We start from the raw sequence: 24,261 nt of genomic DNA on the forward strand, positions 1-24,261 counted from the left end.
GAAACATGAGCTTCTTCATCGACCGCCTGCGCTACCTGGTCAAGCGTCCCCCGGAGTTCGCCGGCGGCCACGGCGAAACCCGCGATGAGAGCCGCGACTGGGAAGACGGCTATCGCCAGCGCTGGCAGTTCGACAAGATCGCCCGCTCGACCCACGGGGTGAACTGCACCGGCTCCTGCAGCTGGAAGATCTACGTGAAGAACGGCCTGGTCACCTGGGAAACCCAGCAGACCGACTACCCGCGCACCCGCCCCGACCTGCCCAACCACGAGCCCCGTGGCTGCCCGCGCGGCGCCAGCTACTCCTGGTACCTGTACAGCGCCAACCGGCTCAAGTACCCCATGGTGCGCAAGGCGCTGGTGCAGCTCTGGCGCGAGGCATTGGCAGCCCACAAGGACCCGGTGCTGGCCTGGGCGAGCATCGTCGAGGACCCGCAGAAGGCGAAGCAGTACAAGTCCATCCGTGGCCGTGGCGGGTTCGTCCGCGCCGACTGGGACGAGATGCAGACCCTGGTCGCCGCTGCCAACGTCTACACCGTGAAGACCTACGGCCCGGACCGCGTCGCCGGCTTCTCACCGATCCCGGCGATGTCGATGGTCTCCTACGCCTCGGGCACCCGTTACCTGTCGCTGATCGGCGGGGTCTGCCTGAGCTTCTACGACTGGTATTGCGACCTGCCGCCCGCCTCGCCCCAGGTGTGGGGCGAGCAGACCGACGTGCCCGAGTCCGCCGACTGGTACAACTCCGGCTACATCATCGCCTGGGGTTCCAACGTCCCGCAGACCCGCACCCCCGACGCGCACTTTTTCACCGAGGTGCGCTACAAGGGCACCAAGACCATCGCCATCACCCCGGACTACGCGGAAATCTCCAAGCTCTGCGACGAGTGGATGAGCGCCAAGCAAGGCACCGACTCCGCGCTGGCCATCGCCATGGGCCATGTGATCTTCAAGGAATTCCACCTGGAGAAACCCAGCGCCTACTTCACCGACTACATCCGCCGCTACACCGACATGCCGATCCTGGTCGAGCTGGAACAGCGCGACGACGGCAGCCTGGTGCCGGGCAAGCAGCTGCGCGCCAGCGACTTCGACGGCAACCTGGAGCAGGCCAACAACCCCGAATGGAAGACCGTGGCCTGGGACGAGAGCGGCGACCGCCTGGTGGTGCCGCGCGGCGCCATCGGCTTCCGCTGGGGCGAGAGCGGCCACTGGAACCTGGAGCAGGTCGACGCCGACGGCAAGGAGATCAGCCTGCGCCTGTCGCAACTCGGCCAGCATGACGAAGTGGCGCGGGTGGCCTTCCCCTACTTCGGCGGCATCGAGCGCCAGCACTTCCCCAACGTGAAAGTGCGCGACGTCATCTACCACCATGTGCCGGCCAAGCGCCTGAAACTGGCCGATGGCCGCGAGGTGCTGGCGGTCACCGTGTTCGACCTGACCGCCGCCAACTACGGCATCGACCGTGGCCTGCAAGCCACCGTCGGCGGTGCGGGCGAGGACGACGGCGCCAGCGACTACGGGCAGATGAAGCCCTATACCCCGGCCTGGCAGGAGGCGATCACCGGGGTGCCGGCGGCACAGATGATCCGCATCGCCCGCGAGTTCGCCCTCAACGCCGACAAGACCCATGGCCGTTCCATGATCATCGTCGGTGCCGGGATGAACCACTGGTACCACATGGACATGAACTACCGCGGGCTGATCAACATGCTCATCCTCTGCGGTTGCATCGGCAAGAGCGGCGGCGGCTGGTCGCACTATGTCGGCCAGGAAAAGCTGCGCCCGCAGACCGGCTGGACGCCGCTGGCCTTCGCCCTCGACTGGCACCGTCCGCCGCGCCACATGAACGGCACCTCGTTCTTCTACAACCACTCCAGCCAGTGGCGCTACGAGAAGCTGGAAGTGAAGGAGCTGCTCTCCCCGCTCGCCCGCCCGCAGGACTTCAGCGGCAGCCTGGTGGACTTCAACGTGCGCGCCGAGCGCATGGGCTGGCTGCCCTCCGCGCCGCAACTGGGGATCAACCCGCTGCGCCTGGCCGCCGCCGCCCAGGCCGCCGGCAAGAGCACCGTGGACTACACCGTCGAGCAACTGAAAAGCGGCCAGCTGCGTTTTGCCAGCGAAGACCCGGACAACCCGCAGAACCACCCGCGCAACCTGTTCGTCTGGCGCTCCAACCTGCTCGGCTCTTCCGGCAAGGGCCACGAGTACATGCTCAAGTACCTGCTGGGCACCAAGCATGGCGTACTCGGCAAGGACCTGGGCGAAGCGGGCAAGCAGCGCTCCGAGGAGGTGGTCTGGAAGGACGAGCCCATCGAAGGCAAGCTCGACCTGCTGACCACCCTGGACTTCCGCATGTCCACCACCTGCCTCTACTCCGATGTGGTGCTGCCCACCGCCACCTGGTACGAGAAGGACGACCTCAACACCTCGGACATGCACCCCTTCATCCACCCGCTCACCGCCGCCACCGACCCGGCGTGGGAAGCGCGCAGCGACTGGCAGATCTACGACGGCATCGCCCAGGCCTTCTCGCGCCTGTGCGTCGGCCACCTGGGCGAGGAAACCGACCTGGTCACCCTGCCCCTGCAGCACGACAGCCCCGGCGAGCTGGCCCAGCCCGAAGTGCGTGACTGGAAGAAAGGCGAGTGCGAGGCAATCCCCGGCAAGACCATGCCGTCGCTCATCGAGGTCAAGCGCAACTACCCGGAAACCTACGAGCGCTTCAGCTCCGTCGGCCCGCTGCTGGACACCATCGGCAACGGTGGCAAGGGCATCGCCTGGAAGACCGAGACCGAGGTCGACCTGCTCGGCAAGCTCAACTACCGCAAGCTGGAAGGCTCCGCCGCCGGCCGGCCGAAGATCGCCTCGGCCATCGACGCCGCCGAGATGATCCTCGCCCTGGCGCCGGAAACCAACGGCCAGGTGGCGGTGAAGGCGTGGGCGGCGCTGTCGAAGATCACCGGGCGCGACCACACGCACCTGGCCAAGCCCAAGGAAGAGGAGAAAATCCGCTTCCGCGACCTCGTCGCGCAGCCGCGCAAGATCATCTCCAGCCCGACCTGGTCCGGCCTGGAAGACGAGCACGTGAGCTACAACGCCTGCTACACCAACGTGCATGAGCTGATCCCCTGGCGCACCGTCACCGGCCGCCAGCAGTTCTACCAGGACCACCCGTGGATGCGCGCCTTCGGTGAAAGCCTGATGGTCTATCGCCCGCCCATCGACACCAAGGCCGCCGCCAGCGTTGCCGCGCCGAAAAGCAACGGCAACCCGGAAATCGCCCTGAACTGGCTGACCCCGCACCAGAAGTGGGGCATCCACTCCACCTACAGCGACAACCTGCTGATGCAGACCCTGTCGCGCGGCGGGCCGATCGTCTGGATGTCCGAGGACGACGCACGCTCCATTGGTGTCTCCGACAACGACTGGATCGAGCTGTACAACGCCAACGGCGCCATCGCCGCCCGCGCGGTGGTGAGCCAGCGGGTGCGCCCGGGCATGGCGATGATGTACCACGCCCAGGAGCGCATCCTGAATATCCCAGGCTCGGAGATGACCGGCACGCGCGGCGGTATCCACAACTCGGTCACGCGGGTCTGTCCCAAGCCGACCCACATGATCGGCGGCTACGCGCAGCTCTCCTACGGCTTCAACTACTACGGCACCGTGGGTTCCAACCGCGACGAGTTCGTCATCGTGCGCAAGATGCGCCGCATCGACTGGCTCGACGGCGAAGGCAACGACTATCAGCAGGAGGCCGTCAAATGAAGATTCGCTCCCAGGTCGGGATGGTCCTGAACCTCGACAAGTGCATCGGTTGCCACACCTGCTCGGTCACCTGCAAGAACGTCTGGACCAGCCGCGAAGGCATCGAATACGCCTGGTACAACAACGTCGAAACCAAGCCCGGCATCGGCTACCCCAAGGAGTGGGAGAACCAGAAGAAATGGAACGGCGGCTGGGTGCGCAACGCCGACGGCTCCATCAACCCGCGCATCGGCGGCAAGTGGCGGGTACTGGCGAACATCTTCGCCAACCCGGACCTGCCGGAGATCGACGACTACTACGAGCCCTTCACCTTCGACTACCAGCACCTGCACAGCGCCAAGCAGGGCGACCACCAGCCGGTGGCGCGGCCGCGCTCGCTGATCTCCGGGCAGCGCATGGACAAGGTGGAATGGGGCCCGAACTGGGAAGAACTGCTGGGCACCGAGTTCGCCAAGCGACGCAAGGACATCAACTTCGACCAGGTCCAGGCGGACATCTACGGGCAGTTCGAAAACACCTTCATGATGTACCTGCCGCGCCTGTGCGAGCACTGCCTGAACCCGGCGTGCGTGGCCTCCTGCCCCAGCGGCGCGATCTACAAGCGCGAGGAAGACGGCATCGTCCTCATCGACCAGGACAAGTGCCGCGGCTGGCGCATGTGCATCAGTGGCTGCCCGTACAAGAAGATCTACTACAACTGGAAAAGCGGTAAGTCGGAGAAGTGCATCTTCTGCTACCCGCGCATCGAGACCGGCCAGCCCACGGTCTGCTCGGAAACCTGCGTGGGGCGCATCCGCTACCTCGGCGTGCTGCTCTACGACGCCGACCGCATCGAGGAAGTGGCCGCCTCCAAGGACGACCGCGACCTCTACCACCGCCAGTGCGAGATTTTCCTCGACCCGCACGACCCGGCAGTCATCGCCCAGGCGCGCAAGGACGGCATCCCCGACAACGTGATCGCCGCAGCGCAAGCCTCGCCGGTCTACAAGCTGGCCATCGACTGGCAGCTGGCCCTGCCGCTGCATCCGGAATACCGCACCCTGCCGATGGTCTGGTACGTGCCGCCGCTCTCCCCCATCCAGTCCGCCGCCGAGGCCGGGCACGTGGAGTTCGATGGCGTGCTGCCCAAGGTCGAGTCGCTGCGCATCCCGGTGCGCTACCTGGCCAACATGCTCACCGCCGGCGAGGAAGCACCGGTGGTGCTGGCCCTCAAGCGCCTGATGGCGATGCGCGTGTACATGCGCGCCAAGCACGTCGACAAGGAGCTGAATACCGAGGTGCTGCAACAGGTCGGCCTGACCCAGAACCAGGTCGAGGAGATGTACCGCTACCTGGCCATCGCCAACTACGAGGATCGTTTCGTCATCCCCACCGGCCACCGCGAGCACATCCCCGAGGCCTATGCCGAACGCAGCGGTTGCGGCTTCACCTTCGGCGACGGCTGCAACGGTGGCGGCAACAACCAGGTCAGCCTGTTCGGCGGACGCAAGAACACCACCACGCTGGTCAAGCCGGTGCAGACCTTCGACCCGGTGGAGGACAGCCGCCATGGGTAACTACGAAGCCATTCCCAAACCTCACGACGGCCCCATCGTCGGCCTGCTCAGCCTGCGCGTGCTGGCGCGCCTGCTCGACTACCCCACCGCCGAGCTGCAGGCGGCCTGCGCCGAAGCCGTGGAGATTCTCGACGGCGAGGACCGCCTGCCACTGAAGCTGCGCACGGAACTGGCGCAGTGGTGCGCTGAACTGGCCGCCGGCGACCTGCTCGACCTCGAGGAAGCCTACGTCGAGCTGTTCGACCGTGGCCGCGCCACCTCACTGCTGCTGTTCGAGCACGTGCACGGCGAATCCCGCGACCGCGGCCAGGCCATGGTCAACCTGCTGGCCGAGTACGAGGCCGCCGGCTTCCAGCTCGACGCCCGCGAGCTGCCGGACTACCTGCCGCTGTTCCTGGAGTACCTGTCGACCCGCAGCCATGAGGAGATCGGCCAGTGGCTGGGCGACATCCAGCACATCCTCGCCCTGCTCACCGCGCGTCTTGAGGAGCGCGACACCCGCTACGCGCTGGTGCCGCGCGCCCTGCTCGCGCTGATCGGCGCCACCGAAGCCATCGACGAGCAGCGCCCGGTGGCCGCCGGCGAAGCACCGGACAACACGCCCCAGGCGCTGGACGCGGTGTGGGAGGAAGAAGCCGTGCGCTTCCACGCCGAAACCGACAAGGACTGCAGCCTGCAGTCAGCCGAAGGACGACGCCTGGCCGAGCGCAAGTACGAAGCGCTGCCCCAGGTCGTGCAGATCATGCCGTCAGAGCGCCCCTGAACCCGGCAAAGAATGAACGGAGGCCCATCATGTTCGAGCAATACCTGCTCCAATTCATCTACGGCATCTACCCCTACCTCGCCGGCACCGTGTTCCTGATCGGCAGCCTGATGCGCTACGACTATGGCCAGTACACCTGGAAGACCGGCTCCAGCCAGATGCTTTCGTCGAAGCACATGCGCCTGGCGAGCAACCTCTTCCACATCGGCATCCTGGCGATCTTCGGCGGCCACCTGGTCGGCCTGCTGACGCCGCACTGGGTCTACGCGCCGTTCCTCTCGGCCGGGCACAAGCAGCTGATGGCGATCATCTTCGGCGGCATCGCCGGGGTGCTCTGCGTGATCGGCGGCGCCATGCTGCTCTGGCGGCGGCTGACCAACCCGCGCGTGCGCGCTTCCTCCAGCGTGATGGACAACCTGATCATCGCCCTGCTCCTGCTGCAGGCCTGCCTGGGCCTGACCACCATCTTCGAATCCATGGACCACCTGGACGGCGGCATGATGCTGGCGCTGGCCAACTGGGCGCAGGCCATCGTGTTCTTCCGCGGCGGCGCCGCCGACTTCGTGATGGAAGCCCCGCTGATCTTCAAGCTGCACATCTTCATCGGCCTGACCATCATCCTGCTGTTCCCCTTCACCCGCCTGGTGCACGTGTGGAGCATTCCGCTGGGCTACTTCGGCCGTAACTACCAGATCGTCCGCCGTCGCGGCTAAGGAACAAAGCCAATGGACATGATTGCCGTCGAGAACCTCCCCGATGCGCCGATCCCGGTGATCCGCGTCGGCGACACCGAACTGACCGAGGCCGACATCGCCAAGGAGACGCCCTTCCACCCGGCCTCCTCGCTGGCCGATGCGCAGCTCAGCGCCGTGCGCGCACTGGTCGTGCGCGAGCTGCTGTCGCAGCGCGCCGCCATGCTCGGGCTGACAGCGAACATCGAGGATGATGACCAGGCCGTCGCGGCCCTGCTGGAACGCGAGCTGAACGTCCCGGAGCCGGACGAAACCAGCTGCCGGCGCTACTTCGACACCCACCGCGAGCGCTTCTCCGAACCGACCCGCCTGCGCGTGCGGCACATCCTGCTGCCCGCCGCACCGGAAGACGCCAAGGCCCGCGACGCGCACTACCGGCTGGGCGAGAAGCTGCTGAAGGAGCTGGGCGAGCACCCGGAGCGCTTCACCGACCTGGCCCAGCGGCATTCCGCCTGCCCGTCGAAGGACGAAGGCGGCGAACTGGGCTGGCTGACCTCCGGGCAGACCGTCGCCGAGCTGGACCAGGCCATCCAGCGCCTGCCGGTAGGCCTGCACGACCGGCCACTGGCGTCACGCTATGGCTGGCACGTGGTGAGCATCGACGAGCGCCAGGAACGCAAGCCGCTGCCCTATGCCCAGGTCGCCAACCACGTACACCACAGCCTGCGCGAGGAATCCACCCGCCACGCCCTGCGCCAGTACCTGCTGGCGCTGGAGAAGGAAATCGGTGTCCGCGGCTTCAGCCTGGATGAAGACCCCATCGAAGGCTCCGGCAACCGGCGCAGCGATATCGGGCTCTGACTCGCCAGGCTCAGGAGCGGTCGCGGCGCACCGTCGTGAGGAGGCTGGTCGGGATCGACATCAGCAGGATATAGGCTGACACCGCCAGCATCAGTCCGCCGCTACCCAGCAGCAGGTAGCGGCGCTCCTTCACCACGGTCACGTCCAGGCCACCGGAAAAGAGAATCCAGCCCAGCCCCGCCAGCGCAACGGTGAACAGGATGGCAATCAGGTAGCTGGCGGCGACGATCAGCATCCAGAACGGACTCCAGCGCCGGCGCGGTGGCTTCTCCATGGCTTCGGGCCTCCCAGCCCCCCAGCGAATACTCACGAACCCGCGCAGTCTGATGGCCACTGGCCGCTTCCGCAATGCGACGAAAGCGCAAGAAGCGCTTCCCAGACACGGCAGGAGCGCTGCAAACCCGACCGGAAGCGCCCGGCTGGCATACCGGAAAACCAGCAAGGGCGCTTACAATCACGGTTTTTGCCGACAGTGCAGTACGGTTTCGAAAATGTCGCTCGATCCACCCACCATGTTGACCATCACGGTCGCCCTCGCGGCGGCCGCAGCGCTGTACCTGGCCATCGAATGGCGCAGCGTGCGCGAACGCTCGCTGCTCTACTGGAGCGCGGGCTTCGCCACCATCACCATCGGCTCCACCCTCGCCCTGCTGCGCATGAGCGGCTACCTGCTGGTGGGCATCTGGTTCGCCAACGGCCTGCTGGTGCTGGCGCACTGGTTCTTCCTCAGCGGCGTGGCGAAGTTCACCGAAGCGAGGTTGTCGCGGGGCTGGCTGCTCGTCCCGCTCACCTGGATTGCGTTGCTGGCGCTCCCCGACGGCGGCCCGCTGTGGTCCAAGCTCATGCTGCTGGCCAACTCCTGGCTGGTGGCCCTGCTCTCCCTGCGCGCCAGTTACCTGCTGCGGCCCCACGGCAAGTCCCTGAGCGTGGGCGCAGTGCAACTGCGCTACGTGATGCTGGTGCACGGCGCCTTCTACCTGGCCAAGGGTGCAACGGTGATCATCCCCGGCACGCTGATCGACCTGGCCGCCTTCCGTGGCGAAATCATCCAGATTTCCCTGGTGGAGGGCGCCATGGCGATCATGCTGATCGCCCTGTCGATGACCGGCACCGAGCGCTATCGCCGCGAGAAGCGCATCGCACGGCTCGCCGCACGGGACCCGCTGACCGCCCTGTACAACCGCCGCGCCCTGGAAGTCCGTGCGCCCCGCGTGTTCGAGGACATCTCTGCGGAGCGCCCCGGCGCACTGCTGCTGATCGACATCGACAACTTCAAGCAGGTCAACGACCTGCACGGGCACACCGCCGGCGACCGCCTGCTGGTGGCGCTCAGCGAGATGATCCGCGCCGCATTGCCCGAGCGGGCCGTGGCGGCGCGCCTGGGCGGTGACGAGTTCGTCATCCTGCTGAGCAATATCAGCGGCGAACAGGTGATGGAACTGGCCGGCAAGCTGCGCGAGCAGTTCCAGACCACCGCCACGCAGAACTTCGCCACGCCCCAGGCAGTCACCCTGAGCATCGGCGCCAACCTGTTCGACCAGCCACCGGCCAGCCTCGCCGCGCTGATCGAGCAAGGCGACGCTGCGCTTTACGAATCCAAGCGCGGCGGCCGCGACAGCATCCGCCTGATGGACCGCACGGTTGCCGGTGGCGATCCGCTGCGCCTGGGCTGATTCGAGCGGATAGGAGCAACGCGGCCCGCGCAAGGCGGGCCGTGTGGGGACCTCAGGTGTGGCGCGCCGGCGCCGCGTACTGGGGCATGGTGATGCAGCCGATGTTGCCGCCGCCCAGGAGGATTTCCCGCGAGTTGTCGATACCGATCACGCGCTTGTCCGGGAACAGCTCGGCCAGCACGCCCTGGGCGATGCGGTCGTTGGGGTCGTTGAAGAACGGCATCACGATGGCCGAGTTGCCGGTGTAGAAGTTGATGTAGGAGGCGCAGATCTTCGTGCCTTCCTGGCGGTCGAAGCTGCCGTCGACCTGGTCCAGGCCCTCGGCCTCGGCAGCCGTCCACTCCAGCACCTGCGGTTGCGGCAGCTTGTGCACCTCCAGCGCATTGCCACGGGCGTCGCGGGCGCTGCGCAGCACGTCGTAGGCCTCCTGGTAGATTTCCCACTGCGGGTCGCTGCGGTCGTCCGTCCACTGCATCACCACCACGCCCGGCCGCACGAAGCAGGCCAGATCGTCGACGTGGCCGTCGGTTTCGTCGAACTTGCACCCGCGCGGCAGCCAGATCACGTGCTCGGCGCCCAGGTAGTCGCAGAGCCGGCGGGTGACCTCTTCCTTGCCCAGGTGGGCATTGCGGTTGCGGTTGAGCAGGCACTGCTCGGTGGTCAGCAGGGTGCCCTGGCCGTCACTGCGGATGCTGCCCATCTCGGCGATGATCGACGCGCGATAGCGGTCGAAACCTTCGATCTCGAGGATTTTCTGCGCGATCTGGTCGTCCTTGTCCCAGGGGTAATAAAGGCCGCCATCGAGCCCGCCGTAGGCGTTGAACCGGAAGTCCACCCCGCGCATCTCGCCGGTGGCGTCATTGACCAGGAACGCCGGGCCGCTATCGCGGAACCAGGTGTCGTTGCAGGTCATTTCCACCACGCGCACATTCTCGGGGAGCATGCGCCGGGCGTTGGCGTACTGCGCGGCGGAGGCGCAGACGGTTACCGGCTCACTGCTGGCGATGGCGCTGACCACCTCGACCCAGATCTTCTGCGCCGGCTTGCCGCCGTTGCGCCAGACGTCCGTGCGCTCGGGCCAGCCAAGCCAGCAGCGGGCCTTGGGTTCGAATTCGCCGGGCAGGCGGAAGCCGTCGGCCTTGGGCAGTGTCGAGTGGGTGCGAGACATCGGTGGTACTCCGCAATCAGGGACTGGAATGCCTCAAGGTTGCCGGCTCGCCGCGGAGAGCACCATTGATGAATTTCGCGGAATAGCTGAATTCAATTCATCGAAAACCAGCAAAAAGATGAGACCCACCAACAGTACCGACTTTACCGGCAAACCTCGCCGTAGGATGGGTGGAGCCTATGACACCCATGCTGCCTGGGCTTCACGGCGCATCGATGGGTATCGCTGCGCTCCACGCCATCCTACCTGGCGTTCATCCTGCCAGACGCAGGTCAAGCCGCCAGAACAGACCGCGCCGGACTCAAATGTCATTGAGCTGGTCGGTCATCCATTCGATAAAATCCGCTACCGCCGGCTTCTCCAGACGCAGGCGTTCGCAAACCAGCGCGTACTGCCCCAGAGAGGTGATCTGCGCGGCGAACGGGCGCACCAGCCGGCCGCTGGCCAGGTCCTCGGCGCTGGTCAGGTTGTCGCCGATCGCCACGCCCTGCCCGCGCACCGCCGCTTCCATGGTCAGCCCGGCGTGGCCAAGGTAGACGTGGCGGCTGGGGCGGATGTCGCTGGCATGGGTGGTCAGCCAGGCAGTCCAGGACTTGCCGTCCTGGTCGTCGTGCAGCAGGCAGTGGCGCGCCAGGTCGCGCGGGTGCTTTAGCGGCGACTGGTTGAACAGGCCGGGGCTGCACACCGGGAAGAACTGCAGGGTCGGCAACGGCCGCACGAAGTAGGTGCTGGCGTCTGCCGGACCGGTGCCGTAGGTGATCGCCAGGTCGATCTCGGCGGCCGGCCCCGGCGCCTCCAGCGGCTGTTCATGCAGGTGCAGGACTACCTCCGGATAGCGCTCGGCGAAATCCGCCAGCCGGCCCACCAGCCACTTCTGCGCCAGCTCCACCGTCACGGCGATATGCAGCTGTGCCTGGGAGCCCGGATCGCGCAACTCATCGCACGCCGTACCGATCAGCTCGAAGGCCTGCTGCAAACTGCGCAGCAGGCGCCGCGCCTGGGGAGTGGGCTGCACCTGGCGCCCCTGGCGCTCGAACAGCGTCGCCCCCAGTTGCTCTTCGAGCTGGCGTATCTGGTGGCTGACCGCACTGTCGGTGACACACAGCTCGGCGGCGGCGCGGCCGAAGTGCGCATGGCGGGCAGCGGACTCGAAGGTGCGCAGGGCGGTAAGCGAAGGCAGGCGGCGCATGGGTGGCAGGTCTTTTCGAAGAATGGCGGCCGGCATGCTGACCGAGGCGCCACGCCCAGCGCAAGCGACGGCATCGCGGCAGGGGCCTCACTCATTTCGCGACAGCCGCCACCCGCACGGGGCCAATGCCACATTGCGGGGGCGCAGTCGTCCGGTAACGGGCCAATCGACAGGCCAGGCGACTGGAGACTCTTTATGCCGCTGGTTGTGTCGCCTCCTGCACATCTATCGCGTCTTGAAGCAAAACCCGAGTTGCATATCCCGGATCGCTATCTAGGCTCTTTCACACAACCTGCTTCCCCATGTTCTATGGGTAGCAGGCTCAACGTCTCCAGAGCGCATTCGGAGCGAATGCCTTTCATGTCGCCGGGGCGACGCGAGAGCCAGTCAGGGATCAGCAGGGGATGCTCGATGACCAGAGACAGCACAGGCGCCGCAAAGGCCATCAGCGCCACCATTGCCACATCGCTTTGTATCCTGTTCTCCGGCCCCGCCTCCGCGGGCGGCATCATGATCTACGAGGCCGGGCAGGAAGGCATGGGCCTGGCCAACGCCGGCTCCGCCGCCCTGGCCAGCGACCCCAGCGTGCTGATGAGCAACCCCGCCGGTATCGCCAGGCTCAAGGGCACGCAGATCAGCGCCAACGCCCAGGTCATCCTCGGCGACCTGCGTTTCTCCCGTGACGACAACAACCAGTTCGATGGCAACGAAGGCGGCAACGCCCTGGAATGGCTGCCCGGCGCGAGCTTCTTCGTCAGCCAGCAGATCGACGAGCGCTCGGCCATCGGCTTCGGCATGTACGGCAACTTCGGCCTGGCGCTGAACTATGACGATGACTGGGCCGGCCGCTACTTCAGCCAGGAAACGGCGATCATCGGCGTGTCCTTCCAGCCGACCATCGCGCACAAGTTCACCGACGACCTCACCGTCGGCATCGGCCCGCGCATCGTCTACGGCTACTACCGCACCGAGATGGCCATCAACAACAACCTGCTGGGCCTGCGCGACAACCCCGACGGCCAGCTGGAATACAAGGACACCGACGTCGGCGTCGGCGTCAACCTGGGCCTGCTCTATGACCTGAGCGAGCGCACGCAGATCGGCTTCGCCTACACCAGCAAGGTGAAGCTGGAATTCGAAGACAGCCCCGACGTGAGCAAGATCAGCAACCCGATCATCAATGCCGCGCTCAACCGCCTGGACGTCAGCTCGCTGGAGCTGGACGTGAACATCCCGCAGACGGCGACCCTGAGCATCGCCCACCAGCTGGACCCGCAGTGGAAGCTGCTGGGCAGCCTGGGCTGGCAGGACTGGAGCGAGTTCGGCGAGATCGGCGTAGACGTCGACGCCAACGCCGGCGGCGTCGACCGTACTGTCGACCGCAAGTACAAGGACACCTGGCACGCCTCCATCGGCACCCAGTACCAGGCCACCCCGCAATGGCGCTGGAGCCTCGGCCTGGGCTACGACAGCTCGGCGGTGGACGACAAGGACCGCACCGTGGACAACCCCATGGCCGAGACCTGGCGCCTGGCGACCGGCATCAACTACCAGGTCGAGGAAGGCCTCGACCTGCACCTGGCCTACACCCTCGTCTGGCTCGGCGACATGGACGTCGAGCAGACCAAGTCACGCTCCGGCGAGACCCTTTCCGGCACTTACAACAACGCCGCCCTGCACATCATCGGCGGCGGTGCGACCTGGCGATTCTGACGGCCTACGCGACGACAAGAGCGCGGCCCTGACACTGCGATACGACACCTTCCACAAGAAACATCCCTAAGGAGCACTGCAATGAACCTGAAATTCCTGGCCCTGCCGCTGTGCGTGGCCACCCTTACCCTCTCCGGCTGCGCCAGCAAGTACGTGGAGCCGGAGAACTACTCAGGCTTCCTCAAGGACTACAGCGTCCTCAAGGAAGAGAAATCGCCCTCCGGCGCACCGGTGATGCGCTGGATCAAACCCGGCATCGACGTCAGCCAGTTCACCAGCGTCTACGTCGAGCCGAGCCAGCTCTACCCGAAACCGCAGCCCAGCGAGAAGATCCCGCAGAGCACCCTGGACGGCATCACCCAGTACTACGACCAGGCGCTGCAGACGCAATTCTCCAAGGCCCTGCCGCTCGCCACCGGCCCCGGCCCGGGCGTGCTGATCGTGCGCCCGGCGATCACCGCCGTCAGCGCCGAAACCAAAGGCCTGCAACCCTACGAGGTGATCCCGATCGCCCTGATCGCCGCCGGCGTCAGCACCGCCACCGGCATTCGCGACCAGGACACCAGCATCGCCACCGAAGCGGCCTTCCTCGACGGCAGCGACGGCAAGGTGGTCGCCCAGGTCGTGCGCAAGGGCGCCGGCACCGAGCTGGAGAACTCCTCCCAGGTCATGAGCGCCAATGACGCCAAGGCCGTGCTCGATGGCTGGGCTCGGGACATGCTCAAGTCCTATGAGCAGCTGAAACACAAGTAACCCCCTGCATGGCCCGCCAACCGGCGGGCCATGCCCACAAGGCCCCGACGCACCACCCGATGCAGTGAGGAAGTCACCGACATTCAACGCTGGCAGTTGCCCCGCAGGTACAGCGCATTCCGCAAGAAGGAGCTTGAAATGAAAGCGATTGCCCGATCCCTGAAGCCGTTTGGCCAACTGCCAGGCCAAGGCCTGTGGAAATTCAGTGCCTCGTTCGCCCTGGCCGCCGCCATCTCCATGACCACCCAGGCCTGGGCCGCCGAAGCGCCCAAGGCTGCTACCGACGCGACCAAGTCCGCCAACGACGCCCTGCTCAAGGAGCTGCCGTTCGACGACAAGACCTCGTTCGAGCTGGCGCACAAGGGCTTCATCGCGCCGCTGCCGTCCGAGCCGATCAAGGGCGAGAAAGGCAACCTGATCTGGGACCCGGCCAAGTACAACTTCATCAAGGAAGGCCAGGCCGCGCCGGCCTCGACCAACCCGAGCCTGTGGCGGCAATCGCAGCTGATCAACATCTCCGGTCTGTTCGAGGTCACCAAGGGCCTCTACCAGGTGCGCAACTACGACCTGTCGAACATGACCATCGTCGAGGGCAAGACCGGCATCACCATCTTCGACCCGCTGATCTCCGAGGAAACCGCCCGCGCGGCGCTGGAGCTGTACTACCAGCACCGGCCGAAGAAACCGGTGGTGGCGGTGATCTACACCCACAGCCACGTCGACCACTACGGCGGCGTTAAGGGCGTGGTGAAAGAGGAAGACGTCAAGGCCGGCAAGGTGAAGATCTACGCACCCAAGGGCTTCCTCGAACACGCCGTGGCCGAGAACGTGATGGCCGGCACCGCCATGAGCCGTCGTGCCAGCTACATGTACGGCAACCTGCTGCCACCGAGTGACACCGGCCAGCTCGGCGCGGGCCTGGGCACTACCACCTCTGCCGGCACCGTGACCCTGATCCCGCCGACCGACATCATCTCGCAGACCGGTGAGAAGCACGTCATCGACGGCCTGCACTACGAGTTCCTCTACGCGCCGGGCAGCGAGGCCCCGGCCGAGATGATGTACTACATCAAGGAAATGAAGGCGCTGAACACCGCCGAAGACTCCACCCACACCCTGCACAACACCTACTCGCTGCGCGGCGCGAAAATCCGCGAGCCGCTGCCCTGGTCCAAGTACCTCAACCAGGCGCTGAAGATGTGGGGCGACGACGTCCAGGTGATGTACGCCATGCACCACTGGCCGGTCTGGGGCAACAAGGAAGTCAACGAGCACATCGGCCTGCAGCGCGACATGTACCGCTACATCAACGACGAAACCCTGCGCCTGGCGAACAAGGGCCTGACCATGACCGAGATCGCCGAGCAGGTGAAGCTGCCCAAGGCGATCGCCACCAAGTTCTCCAACCGTGGCTACTACGGCTCGCTGAACCACAACGTGAAGGCGACCTACGTGCTCTACCTGGGCTGGTTCAACGGCAACCCGGCGACCCTGCACGAGCTGCCGCCGGACGAGGAAGGCAAGCGCTACGTCGACATGATGGGCGGCGCCGACGCGGTGCTGAAGAAGGCCAAGGAGTACTACGACAAGGGCGACTACCGCTGGGTAGCCGAGGTGGTCAACCACGTGGTCTTCGCCGACCCGAACAACCAGGCGGCGAAGAACCTGCAGGCCGATGCCCTCGAGCAGATGGGCTACCAGGCCGAGAGTGGCCCGTGGCGCAACTTCTACCTGACCGGCGCGCAGGAGCTGCGTAACGGCGTGCAGAAGCTGCCGACGCCGGACACCGCCAGCCCCGACACCGTCAAGGCGATGGACCTTGATCTGTTCTTCGACTACCTGGCCATGCGCCTGAAAGGCCCGGAAGTCGAGGACAAGAAGATCACCCTGAACTTCGACTTCACCGACCTCAAGCAGAAGTACCTGCTGCAGATGGAAAACGGCGTGCTCAACCACACCGAAGGTCTGCAGGCCAAGGACGCCGACGCCACCATCACCCTGACCCGCGACACCCTCAACAAGCTGATGCTCAAGCAGGCGACGCTGAAGGATGCCGAGGCCTCGGGCGACATCAAGGTCAAAGGCGACCAGGCCAAGCTCGAAGAGCTCATGAGCTACATGGACAACTTCGACTTCTGGTTCAACATCGTCACGCCCTGACCGGGCCGCAACAGCCAGGCCGGCGGCACGCGCCGCCGGCCTGGCGCTTTCCTCGCAGTCCTGGAGGCCCCTCACATGGATACCGTTCGCGGCACCGCTTTCCTCCAGTTCGGCGAACTGCTCGCCGAGCGCGGCGCCTCGCTGCGCGCTCACCTCACGCCGCATCGCATCGACCTGAACGTCGTCGGCGACTACGAGAAGAAGTTCTCCTACCGCAGCCTGGTGCAGATCTTCGAAGGCAGCGCCCGCTCACTGGCCATGCCGGAATTCGGCCTGGAACTGGCGAGCCGGCAGAAATCCACCCTGCTCGGCCCCCTGCAACACCTGGCGCAGACCGCGCCCACTGCCGGCGAAGGGCTGGCTGCGGTGGTGCGCTACATGCGCCTCTACAGCCCCTCGATCCTCTTCCACCTCGAGCGCCGCAACGACTGCACCCTGCTCTGCTTCGACAATGCCCTGCCGTGCATCGAAGAGATTCCGCAGATCGTCGAGAAGTCCCTGCTGCATGGCCGGCTGATGATGGCCGAACTGCTGGGCACGCCCTTCCAGCCGACCACCGTGCTGCTGCGCCACCAGCCGCAAGCCGAGCTGGCCTTGTACCGGCGCTACTTCGGTTGCCCGGTGCTGTTCGGCCAGGAATACAACGCCCTGGCGATCTCCCAGCGCGACCTGCAACGTCCCTGCGTACGCCACGACGCCACGCTGCACGCCATCGTGAAGTTCTACCTGGAAGCACATTCAGGCGCCGACGAGAAACTCGGCTTCGAGGTCGAGCGGCACATCCACGCCCTGCTGCCCCGGCAGCGCTGCAACCTGGAACAGGTGGCACAAATGCTCGACCTGCACCCGCGCACCCTGCAGCGTCGACTGGCCAACGACGGTATCGACTTCGAAGAGCACGTCGACCAGATCCGCCGCCGTCGCGCCGAACAACTGCTCGGCCAGTCCGACCTGCCCATCGCGCGGATCGCCCAGGAGCTGGGCTACCGCCGCACCACCTCATTCTGCCGCGCGCACCACCGCTGGTTCGGCATGGCGCCCATCGAGCATCGGCGCGCGCTGAAGGCCTGAGTCCGCCACACCCGCGATCGACTCAATGCCGCTCCGCTCCGTTGGGCGCATAACCCGGAACGGCTTATCCGCCGGCAGCCTGACGGCGGATAACGCTGGCGCGTTGTCCGCCCTACCAGAGCAAACACACTGCTGCGCCAGTGGCACCAGGCCTGTGGTCGCGCGCATGGCGCGCTCCTCCAGCAGCCCAGCGATACCGGCGATCACTCGAACATTCCCTGCAAAGCGTTATTGCCCTGAGGCCAGGCATTCGGTTATTTTGATAATAATTCGCATTTGCACGATCCATCGTCCGGCCTCCCATGACACGACCCATCGCCTGCGCCCATCGAGCCCAAGTGGCCAGCCTCTACCGCGAGAACCACGGCTGGATCCAGCAGTGGATCAATCGTCGCCTGGGCAATGCCAGCGATGCCGCCGAGCTGGCCCAGGACGTCTTCGTGCGCCTGCTGGCGCAGCCACGGGAGTTCGAGAGCGACGTCCACGCCCGCGCCTACCTGAGCCGCATCTCGCTGCACCTGTGCGTCGATTTCTGGCGCCGCAAGCAATTGGAGAAGGCCTGGCTCGAAGCCCTGGCGCTGGTGCCGGAAAGCCATTGGCCGTCGCAGGAGCACCAGGCGATCATCCTGGAAACCCTTGGCCAGCTGCAGGACCTGCTGGAACGGCTGCCGCCCAAGGTCGCCGCCGCCTTCAGCCTGTCGCAGCTGCACGGCATGGGTTACCGGGAGATCGCCGAGGAGCTTGGCGTTTCGGTCCGTACGGTGACCAAGTACATCGCCCAGGCCATGTTCCAGTGCGCCCTGCTCGAGGCGGAACTGGACGGAGTGCTGCAATGAGCGCGCGCCCCGGCCTCGACCACGCCACGCTGGAATGCGCCGCCGACTGGTTCGCGCGCCTGCAGGAATCCCCCAACGACGCCGAACTGCGCGCGCAATGGCGCCGCTGGCTCGACCAGGGCGAATCACAGCGCCTGGCCTGGAGCTACATCGAACGCATCGGCCAGCGCTTTGCCGGCCTGCAGGAGCAGGGCCCTGCCGCGCACCGGACCCTGGCCGGCCTGCGCACCGGCAAGCAGACCCGCCGTCGACTGCTCAGCCAGTTCAGCGTGCTGGCCGGCGCCGGCCTGTTCGGCTGGCTCGGTTGGCGAGCAAATCCCATCGCCAGCCTGCACGCGTGGCGCGCCCAGTACCGCACGGCGGTGGGCGAGCGCCGCAGCGAGCAGCTGAGCGACGGCACACAAGTCTGGCTCAACAGCGACAGCGCACTGGACGTTCATTTCGACGACGCCCGCCGCGAGCTGGTGCTGTACGCCGGTGAAGTGCTGATCGAGACCGGCCACGGCGACAGCCGCCCCTTCCAGGTCCGCACCCGTGCCGGCCTGCTGCAGCCGCTGGGCACGCGCTTCAGCGTGCGCGAAATCGGCCCGCGCACGCAGCTCAATGTCTACCAGGGCGCGGTGCGCGCCACCCTGCAGGACAGCGGCGCCAGCCTCACCCTGCAGGCGGGCCAGGGCGTCGTCTTCGATGCCCGCGAAGCCGGTGCGCTGACCCACGCCGAAGCCCGCCGCGAAGCCTGGAGCCGCGGCCTGCTGCTGGCCGAGGACATGCCGCTGGAAGAATTCATCGCCGAACTCGGCGGCTACCGGCGCGGCCACCTGGGCGTCGACCCCGCCGTGGCACGGCTGCGCGTCATGGGCAGCTTCCCGCTGGCCGACACCGACCAGGCCCTGGCACAGCTGGAAGAGGCGCTGCCGGTGCGCGTACAGCGGCGTTTCGACTGGTGGGTGACGGTGGTTCCACGAAGCTAGCCAGGCGCTGAACGCATTCGTAGGGCGCATAACCCGGAACGGGTTATCCGCCGTCAAGCTCGCGGCGGATAACGCTGACTCGATATCCGCGCGACGTGTGTTGGCGAGCAACAGCCTTCCCGCTCAGGTGGCACCCTGCAAAAAAAGTTTTCGAGAATGGTTCCGATTTTCCGTTCTGCTTCGGATTACTAGGAAACACTCCTAATAACCGGACGCCAAGGAACCGGAATGTCACGCCAAGACCAGCACTTCCCGAGCAAAAAGCATCCCCTGTTTCTCGCCATCGCCCTGAGCCTGGCCACCGTCGCCCCGCTCACGGCAACTTCCACGGCGATGGCCGAGCAAGCTCAGCGCCAGAGCCTCGACATTCCCGCCGGCCCCCTCGCCCGCCAGCTCAATGAGCTGGCCGCGCAGACCGGCCTGCTGCTGGCCGCCGACGCCGAGCTGACCCGCGACCGCCAGAGCCAGGCCGTGCGCGGCAACTACAGCGCCGAGGAAGCGCTGGACGTGATGCTGATGGGCAGCGGCCTCGCAGCCCAGCGCAAAGGCAACCGCTACCAGCTGGTGCCGATCCCGCGGGACGACGCCGCGCTGGAGATGACCGACACCACCATCATGGGCCAGGGCATGGGCCAGGCCACCGAGAACAGCGGCAGCTACACGCCGGGCCTGACCAGCGTCGGCTCGAAGACGCCGACTTCGCTGAAGGAAACCCCGCAGTCGGTCTCGGTAATCACCCGCCAGTTGATGGACGACCGCCAGATCACCGACATCAACGAGGCCATGAAGGCGGTACCGGGGATCACCGTGCAGAGCGGCACCTTCCGCCTGCAGGACTACTACTCGCGCGGCTTCGCCATCCAGAACATCCAGCTCGACGGCGCCGCGCCGATGGCCCTGGGCACCACCGCCGGCTCGTTCTACTCCTCCAACGTCTACGACATGGCCGAGTTCGACCACGTCGAAGTGCTGCGCGGCAGCTCGGCGCTGTTCGGCGGCACCGGCGACCCCGGCGGCATCATCAACCTGGTGCGCAAGCGCCCGCTGGATACCTACCAGCTGAAATTCAGCGCCTCCGCCGGCACCTGGGACAACTACCGCTCCGAGCTGGACGTGACCGGGCCGCTGGGCTTCGACGGCAAGCTGCGCGGGCGCGCGGTGGTGGCCTACCAGGACCGCCAGTACTTCACCGACAACCGTGCCACCGACAAGCCGATCTTCTACGGCGTGCTGGAAGCCGATGTCACCGACGACACCCTGCTCACCGGCGGGATGCGCTTCAACCAGGTCCACGAAACCGGCACCGCCAACGCCGTGCCGCGCTACAGCAACGGCGTCGACCTCGGCCTGCCGCGCCATACCGGGCTGTCCACCACCTGGGCCTACGCGGATGGTTTCTCCCGCGAGTACTTCGCCAAGCTCGACCACCGCCTGAACGACGACTGGAAGCTCAACCTCAGCTACACCAACATCTACGACACCATCGAAACCAACAACGCCACCACCCTGGGTTCGGTGAACCCGGTGACCGGCACCGGGGTCACCCGCTACGGCACCTGGATCACCCAGTGGAGCGAGCAGGACCTCTGGGACGCCAACGTCTCGGGCAACTTCAGCCTGTTCGGCCTGAACCACCAGCTCACCGTCGGCGGCGACTACCAGGACATCGACAGCCGCTGGCAGGGCACCCCGCGCTTCGCCACGGCCGGCGGCACGGTGGACGTGTTCGACCCGAACTCCACGCCCTGGACCGACCCCGGCCCCCGTCCGGACGTTACCCGCAACTACAGCCCCAACAGCCAGACCCAGTACGGCCTCTACTCCAGCCTGCGCCTGCAGCTGGCCGAGCCGCTGCATCTGATCCTTGGCGCGCGGGTGCAGCGCTACAAGTTCGACCAGACCTACCAGACCCTGGCCAACGGCACCTGGAACACGCAGTCGCGCGTCGACATGCGCGAACCGACCAGGACCACGCCGTTCGGCGGCATCGTCTACGACCTCAGCGACGAGTGGGCCGCCTACGCCAGCTACGCGGAAATCTTCAAGCCGCAGCAGAACTACATGGCCGGCCCGCTGGGCAGCGGCAGCACCCTCGACCCCATGACCGGCAAGACCTACGAGACGGGCCTGAAAGGCGAGCTGTTCGACGGCAGGGTGAACACCAGCGTGGCGCTCTACTACACCAAGCGCGAAGACCAGGCCGTGCTCGACCCGCAGTACGACGCCACCTCGGTGCTGTTCGGCGGCAACTGCTGCTACGTCAACGGCGGCGAAGTCGTCAGCAAGGGCGTGGACATGGAAATCTCCGGCGAGGTACTGCCGGACTGGATGGTGATGGCCAGCTACACCCTCAACCTCAACAAGAACCGCACCGTCGGCGGCGAGCTGAGCACCATTACGCCCAAGCACCTGGCCAAGCTGTTCAGCACCTACCGCCTGCCGGGCGACTGGTCGAAGTTCCGCGTCGGCGGCGGCGTCGATATCCAGAGCGCGACCAAGGTCAGCGGCACCGCCTCCTACTACGACAGCAACGGCAACGTGACGCAGGCCGACGTGCCGTACGACTACCAGCAAAGCGGCTACGCGGTGTGGAATGCGCTGGTCGACTACCAGCTGGACGAACACTGGAACGTCGCGCTCAACGGCAACAACCTGTTCGACAAGAAGTACTACCAGACGGTCGGCACCTCGACCTATGGCAACGTCTATGGCGACCCGCGCAACTTCATGCTGACCGTGCGCGCGACGTATTGAGAATCGGGCCTTCATCAAAGCTTAATCTTGCGCCGGCAGACTGAAGCCAGTCACCAATGGTGCGTGACCCATGAATGCTGCCTGTTCCAGGCAGCATTTTTTTTGCCTCCCCGTCGGGGCACACCGGCAGGAGAAGGCCATGTTCTTCCTGCCGGGGAATACCGGACAACCCGGCCGATTGCTGCTATATGCCTTGAGGCACGCACCGATGTGCAGCCGCCCCTCCCTGTATGGATACCGGCATGCCGATCCGCCGTTCAAGCACCATCCTTCTTGCCAGCCTGGGCCTGACCGGCGCCATCGGCGTCCTGTCGACCTGGGCCATCCTGGAAATGCGCCACGATGCCCTCGAAGTCGCCAGTGCCAACGGCCACAACATCGCCCTGCTGGTGCAGCGCGACATCCAGCGCAACCTCGACCTCTACGACATGACCCTGCAGGCCGTGGTGCACGCCCACGCCCAGCCGGAGATACGCGGGCTGTCCATGGACACGCGCAACCTGCTGCTGCGCGCCTACACCGCGCCCACCCGTGGCATGGGCTCGGTGTTCCTGACCAACGCCGACGGCATCGCCACCTACAGCTTCGGCAAGGAAGTACCGGCACGCATCGACCTCTCCGGCCGCGAATACTTCCAGGCGCTACGCCTTTCGCAGAGCGACGCGCCCTACCTCAGCCACCCGTACATCCCCTACTCCAGCGACGCCCGCAACAGCGTTGCGCTGAGCCGTCGCCTGGAGCACGAGGACGGCAGCTTCGCCGGGGTCGTCGGCGCCAACCTGGAACTGGCCTACTTCAGCGAACTGTTCAGCGACCTCAACCTCGGCGAAGGCGGCACGGTCAGCCTGCACATGCGCGACGGCACCCTGCTCGCGCACTGGCCGGACACGGAGCCCGCCGCGACGCTGGGCGAGTCCTTCGAGCGCTACCGCAGCAACGGCGCGGAGAACTTCTTCGACACCAACAGCGACGGGCTGGAGCGCTGGCACGACTTCCGCCCGGTGGACGGATACCCGCTGGTGTTCAGCGTCGCCCTGCCATCGCGCGAGATCTACGAGGACTGGTACTGGCGCGCCAGCCTGATCGGCTTGCTGGGCGTTTCCCTGGTCGGCGCGGTCATCGGCCTCGCGCTGCTCGCCCTGCGCCAGATGCGTGAGCGCGACCGCCAGGAAGCCGAACTGCGGCAGGCCGCCAGCACCGACCCGCTGACCGGCCTGAACAACCGCCGCGCCTTCGACCTGCGCGCCAACCACGAGTGGTCGCGCTACCAGCGCAGCGGCGCCGCGCTGTCAGTGATGCTGATGGATATCGACAAGTTCAAGGCCTACAACGACCACTACGGTCACCCCGCCGGCGACGCCGCACTGAAGACCGTGGCCCGGGTGATCGCCGAGTGGGCACGGCGCCCCGCCGATTGCGCGGCGCGCTTCGGCGGCGAGGAATTCGTCGTGCTGCTGGGCGACAGCGAGGAAGCCGATGCCCTGGAGCTGGCCGAGCACATCCGCGCCAGCCTGCAGGCCCTCGCCGTGCCGCACGAGCATGGCCCGCTGGGGGTGCTCACCCTGAGCATCGGCGTGGCCAGCACCTCGCAATTCAGCCCCGCCGACTGGGCCGAGTTGCTGCAGTCTGCCGACAGCGCGCTGTATCGGGCAAAGGATGGCGGACGCAACCGGGTGGTCGGCTTCCGTTGCGCCTCAGTCGAAGCCTCCTAGCCGCGCAGGCTCAGCACCTTCAGCTCGCACTCGAAGAGAAACTCGAACGCCTCCACCTGGCGCAGCGCATCGCTCATCTGCGCGCCCCAGGTGTACAGGCCATGGCCGCGAATCAGATAGCCGGGGCAATCCGGGTGGGCGTCGAGCCAGGGCTGCACCTGGGTGGCCAGGCGGGCGATGTCCTGGTCGTTGTCGAAGATCGGCACGCTGACGCGGCCTTCATGGGTACTGACGCCGGCAAAGGCCTTCTGCAGCTCGTAATCCTCCAGTTGCAGACGATCACCGACGGTCAGGCGCGACAGCACGGTGGCGTTCACCGAGTGGGTGTGCAGCACCGCGCCAATCTCCGGTCGCCACGCATAGAGCTGGGTATGCAGCAGGGTTTCCGCCGACGGCTTCTTGCCCGGCTCCAGGCTGTTGCCGGCCAGATCGGTTTCCAGCACATCGTCCTCGCCCAGCTGGCCCTTGTGCTTGCCGGAAACGGTGAGCAGAACGCGATCCGCCGTCAGGCGTGTCGAATAGTTGCTGCTGGTGGCCGGCGACCAGCCACGGCCGTAGAGGAAGCGGCCGGCGTCGATGATCTGCCGGGTGAGTTGCTGGCGGGTATCGGTCATTTCAA

Annotated in this window: 18 protein-coding genes; 14 read left to right on the forward strand and 4 right to left on the reverse strand. The window is 66.1% G+C overall.

Annotation, left to right across the window (positions count from 1 at the left end):
- The first annotated feature begins 5 nt into the window (after positions 1-5).
- From IB255_RS20330 to IB255_RS20350, 5 genes are read left to right on the forward strand one after another with little or no spacing between them, the layout of a single operon-like run.
- Positions 6-3,770, forward strand: a complete 3,765-nt coding sequence (locus tag IB255_RS20330; RefSeq protein WP_081518323.1) for a nitrate reductase subunit alpha — start codon at positions 6-8, stop codon at positions 3,768-3,770.
- Positions 3,767-5,326, forward strand: a complete 1,560-nt coding sequence (gene narH / locus IB255_RS20335; RefSeq protein WP_081518324.1) for a nitrate reductase subunit beta — start codon at positions 3,767-3,769, stop codon at positions 5,324-5,326. Before IB255_RS20330 ends, narH begins: the two co-directional genes overlap by 4 nt.
- Positions 5,319-6,089, forward strand: a complete 771-nt coding sequence (gene narJ, locus IB255_RS20340; RefSeq protein WP_081518325.1) for a nitrate reductase molybdenum cofactor assembly chaperone — start codon at positions 5,319-5,321, stop codon at positions 6,087-6,089. The genes narH and narJ overlap by 8 nt, the downstream gene beginning before the upstream one ends.
- Before the next feature lie 29 nt (positions 6,090-6,118).
- On the forward strand, positions 6,119-6,802 hold the full coding sequence (gene narI / locus IB255_RS20345; protein ID WP_081518326.1) for a respiratory nitrate reductase subunit gamma: 684 nt from the start codon (positions 6,119-6,121) through the stop codon (positions 6,800-6,802).
- A gap of 12 nt (positions 6,803-6,814) precedes the next feature.
- Positions 6,815-7,642 carry a peptidylprolyl isomerase gene (locus IB255_RS20350; RefSeq protein ID WP_081518327.1) on the forward strand — a complete coding sequence of 276 codons (828 nt, stop codon included), beginning with the start codon at positions 6,815-6,817 and terminating at the stop codon, positions 7,640-7,642.
- A 10-nt stretch (positions 7,643-7,652) separates the two neighbouring features.
- Here IB255_RS20350 and IB255_RS20355 read toward each other — a convergent pair whose 3' ends face one another.
- Positions 7,653-7,916 (reverse strand): hypothetical protein, encoded by a 264-nt coding sequence (locus IB255_RS20355; RefSeq protein ID WP_139791577.1) that lies wholly within the window; start codon positions 7,914-7,916, stop codon positions 7,653-7,655.
- Between the two features lie 217 nt (positions 7,917-8,133).
- Between IB255_RS20355 and IB255_RS20360 the strand changes: the two genes are divergently transcribed.
- Positions 8,134-9,315 carry a GGDEF domain-containing protein gene (locus tag IB255_RS20360; RefSeq protein WP_081518329.1) on the forward strand — a complete coding sequence of 394 codons (1,182 nt, stop codon included), beginning with the start codon at positions 8,134-8,136 and terminating at the stop codon, positions 9,313-9,315.
- A gap of 52 nt (positions 9,316-9,367) precedes the next feature.
- Here the strand turns inward: IB255_RS20360 and aguA are convergent, their stop codons facing one another.
- Positions 9,368-10,483, reverse strand: a complete 1,116-nt coding sequence (gene aguA / locus IB255_RS20365) for an agmatine deiminase (protein ID WP_192210778.1) — start codon at positions 10,481-10,483, stop codon at positions 9,368-9,370.
- Positions 10,484-10,784: 301 nt separating this feature from the next.
- Positions 10,785-11,672, reverse strand: a complete 888-nt coding sequence (locus IB255_RS20370; protein WP_192210779.1) for a LysR substrate-binding domain-containing protein — start codon at positions 11,670-11,672, stop codon at positions 10,785-10,787.
- A gap of 411 nt (positions 11,673-12,083) precedes the next feature.
- On the opposite strand from IB255_RS20370, the gene IB255_RS20375 reads away from it, so the two are divergent.
- From IB255_RS20375 to IB255_RS20410, 8 genes are all read left to right on the forward strand, one after another.
- Positions 12,084-13,385: an OmpP1/FadL family transporter gene (locus IB255_RS20375; RefSeq protein WP_192210780.1), complete on the forward strand. Its 1,302-nt coding sequence runs from the start codon at positions 12,084-12,086 to the stop codon at positions 13,383-13,385.
- A gap of 81 nt (positions 13,386-13,466) precedes the next feature.
- Positions 13,467-14,138 carry a DUF3313 domain-containing protein gene (locus IB255_RS20380; protein WP_081518333.1) on the forward strand — a complete coding sequence of 224 codons (672 nt, stop codon included), beginning with the start codon at positions 13,467-13,469 and terminating at the stop codon, positions 14,136-14,138.
- 138 nt (positions 14,139-14,276) lie between these two features.
- Entirely contained in the window at positions 14,277-16,298 is a 2,022-nt protein-coding gene (locus IB255_RS20385) for an alkyl/aryl-sulfatase (protein WP_192210781.1), read from the forward strand.
- 75 nt (positions 16,299-16,373) lie between these two features.
- On the forward strand, positions 16,374-17,369 hold the full coding sequence (locus tag IB255_RS20390) for an AraC family transcriptional regulator (RefSeq protein ID WP_081518334.1): 996 nt from the start codon (positions 16,374-16,376) through the stop codon (positions 17,367-17,369).
- Between the two features lie 302 nt (positions 17,370-17,671).
- Positions 17,672-18,205: a sigma-70 family RNA polymerase sigma factor gene (locus IB255_RS20395; protein ID WP_081518335.1), complete on the forward strand. Its 534-nt coding sequence runs from the start codon at positions 17,672-17,674 to the stop codon at positions 18,203-18,205.
- Complete coding sequence (locus tag IB255_RS20400; protein WP_081518336.1) at positions 18,202-19,176, forward strand: FecR domain-containing protein; 975 nt, start codon at positions 18,202-18,204, stop codon at positions 19,174-19,176. Before IB255_RS20395 ends, IB255_RS20400 begins: the two co-directional genes overlap by 4 nt.
- A gap of 228 nt (positions 19,177-19,404) precedes the next feature.
- Positions 19,405-21,930: a TonB-dependent siderophore receptor gene (locus tag IB255_RS20405; RefSeq protein ID WP_192210782.1), complete on the forward strand. Its 2,526-nt coding sequence runs from the start codon at positions 19,405-19,407 to the stop codon at positions 21,928-21,930.
- A gap of 242 nt (positions 21,931-22,172) precedes the next feature.
- Positions 22,173-23,642: a sensor domain-containing diguanylate cyclase gene (locus tag IB255_RS20410; protein ID WP_168190513.1), complete on the forward strand. Its 1,470-nt coding sequence runs from the start codon at positions 22,173-22,175 to the stop codon at positions 23,640-23,642.
- Here IB255_RS20410 and IB255_RS20415 read toward each other — a convergent pair.
- Positions 23,639-24,256, reverse strand: a complete 618-nt coding sequence (locus IB255_RS20415) for a methylthioribulose 1-phosphate dehydratase (protein WP_081518339.1) — start codon at positions 24,254-24,256, stop codon at positions 23,639-23,641. The genes IB255_RS20410 and IB255_RS20415 overlap by 4 nt on opposite strands.
- Between the last annotated feature and the right edge of the window lie 5 nt (positions 24,257-24,261).

Source organism: Pseudomonas sp. PDM22, from assembly GCF_014851965.1.
In the GTDB taxonomy this organism is placed as follows: Bacteria; Pseudomonadota; Gammaproteobacteria; order Pseudomonadales; family Pseudomonadaceae; genus Pseudomonas.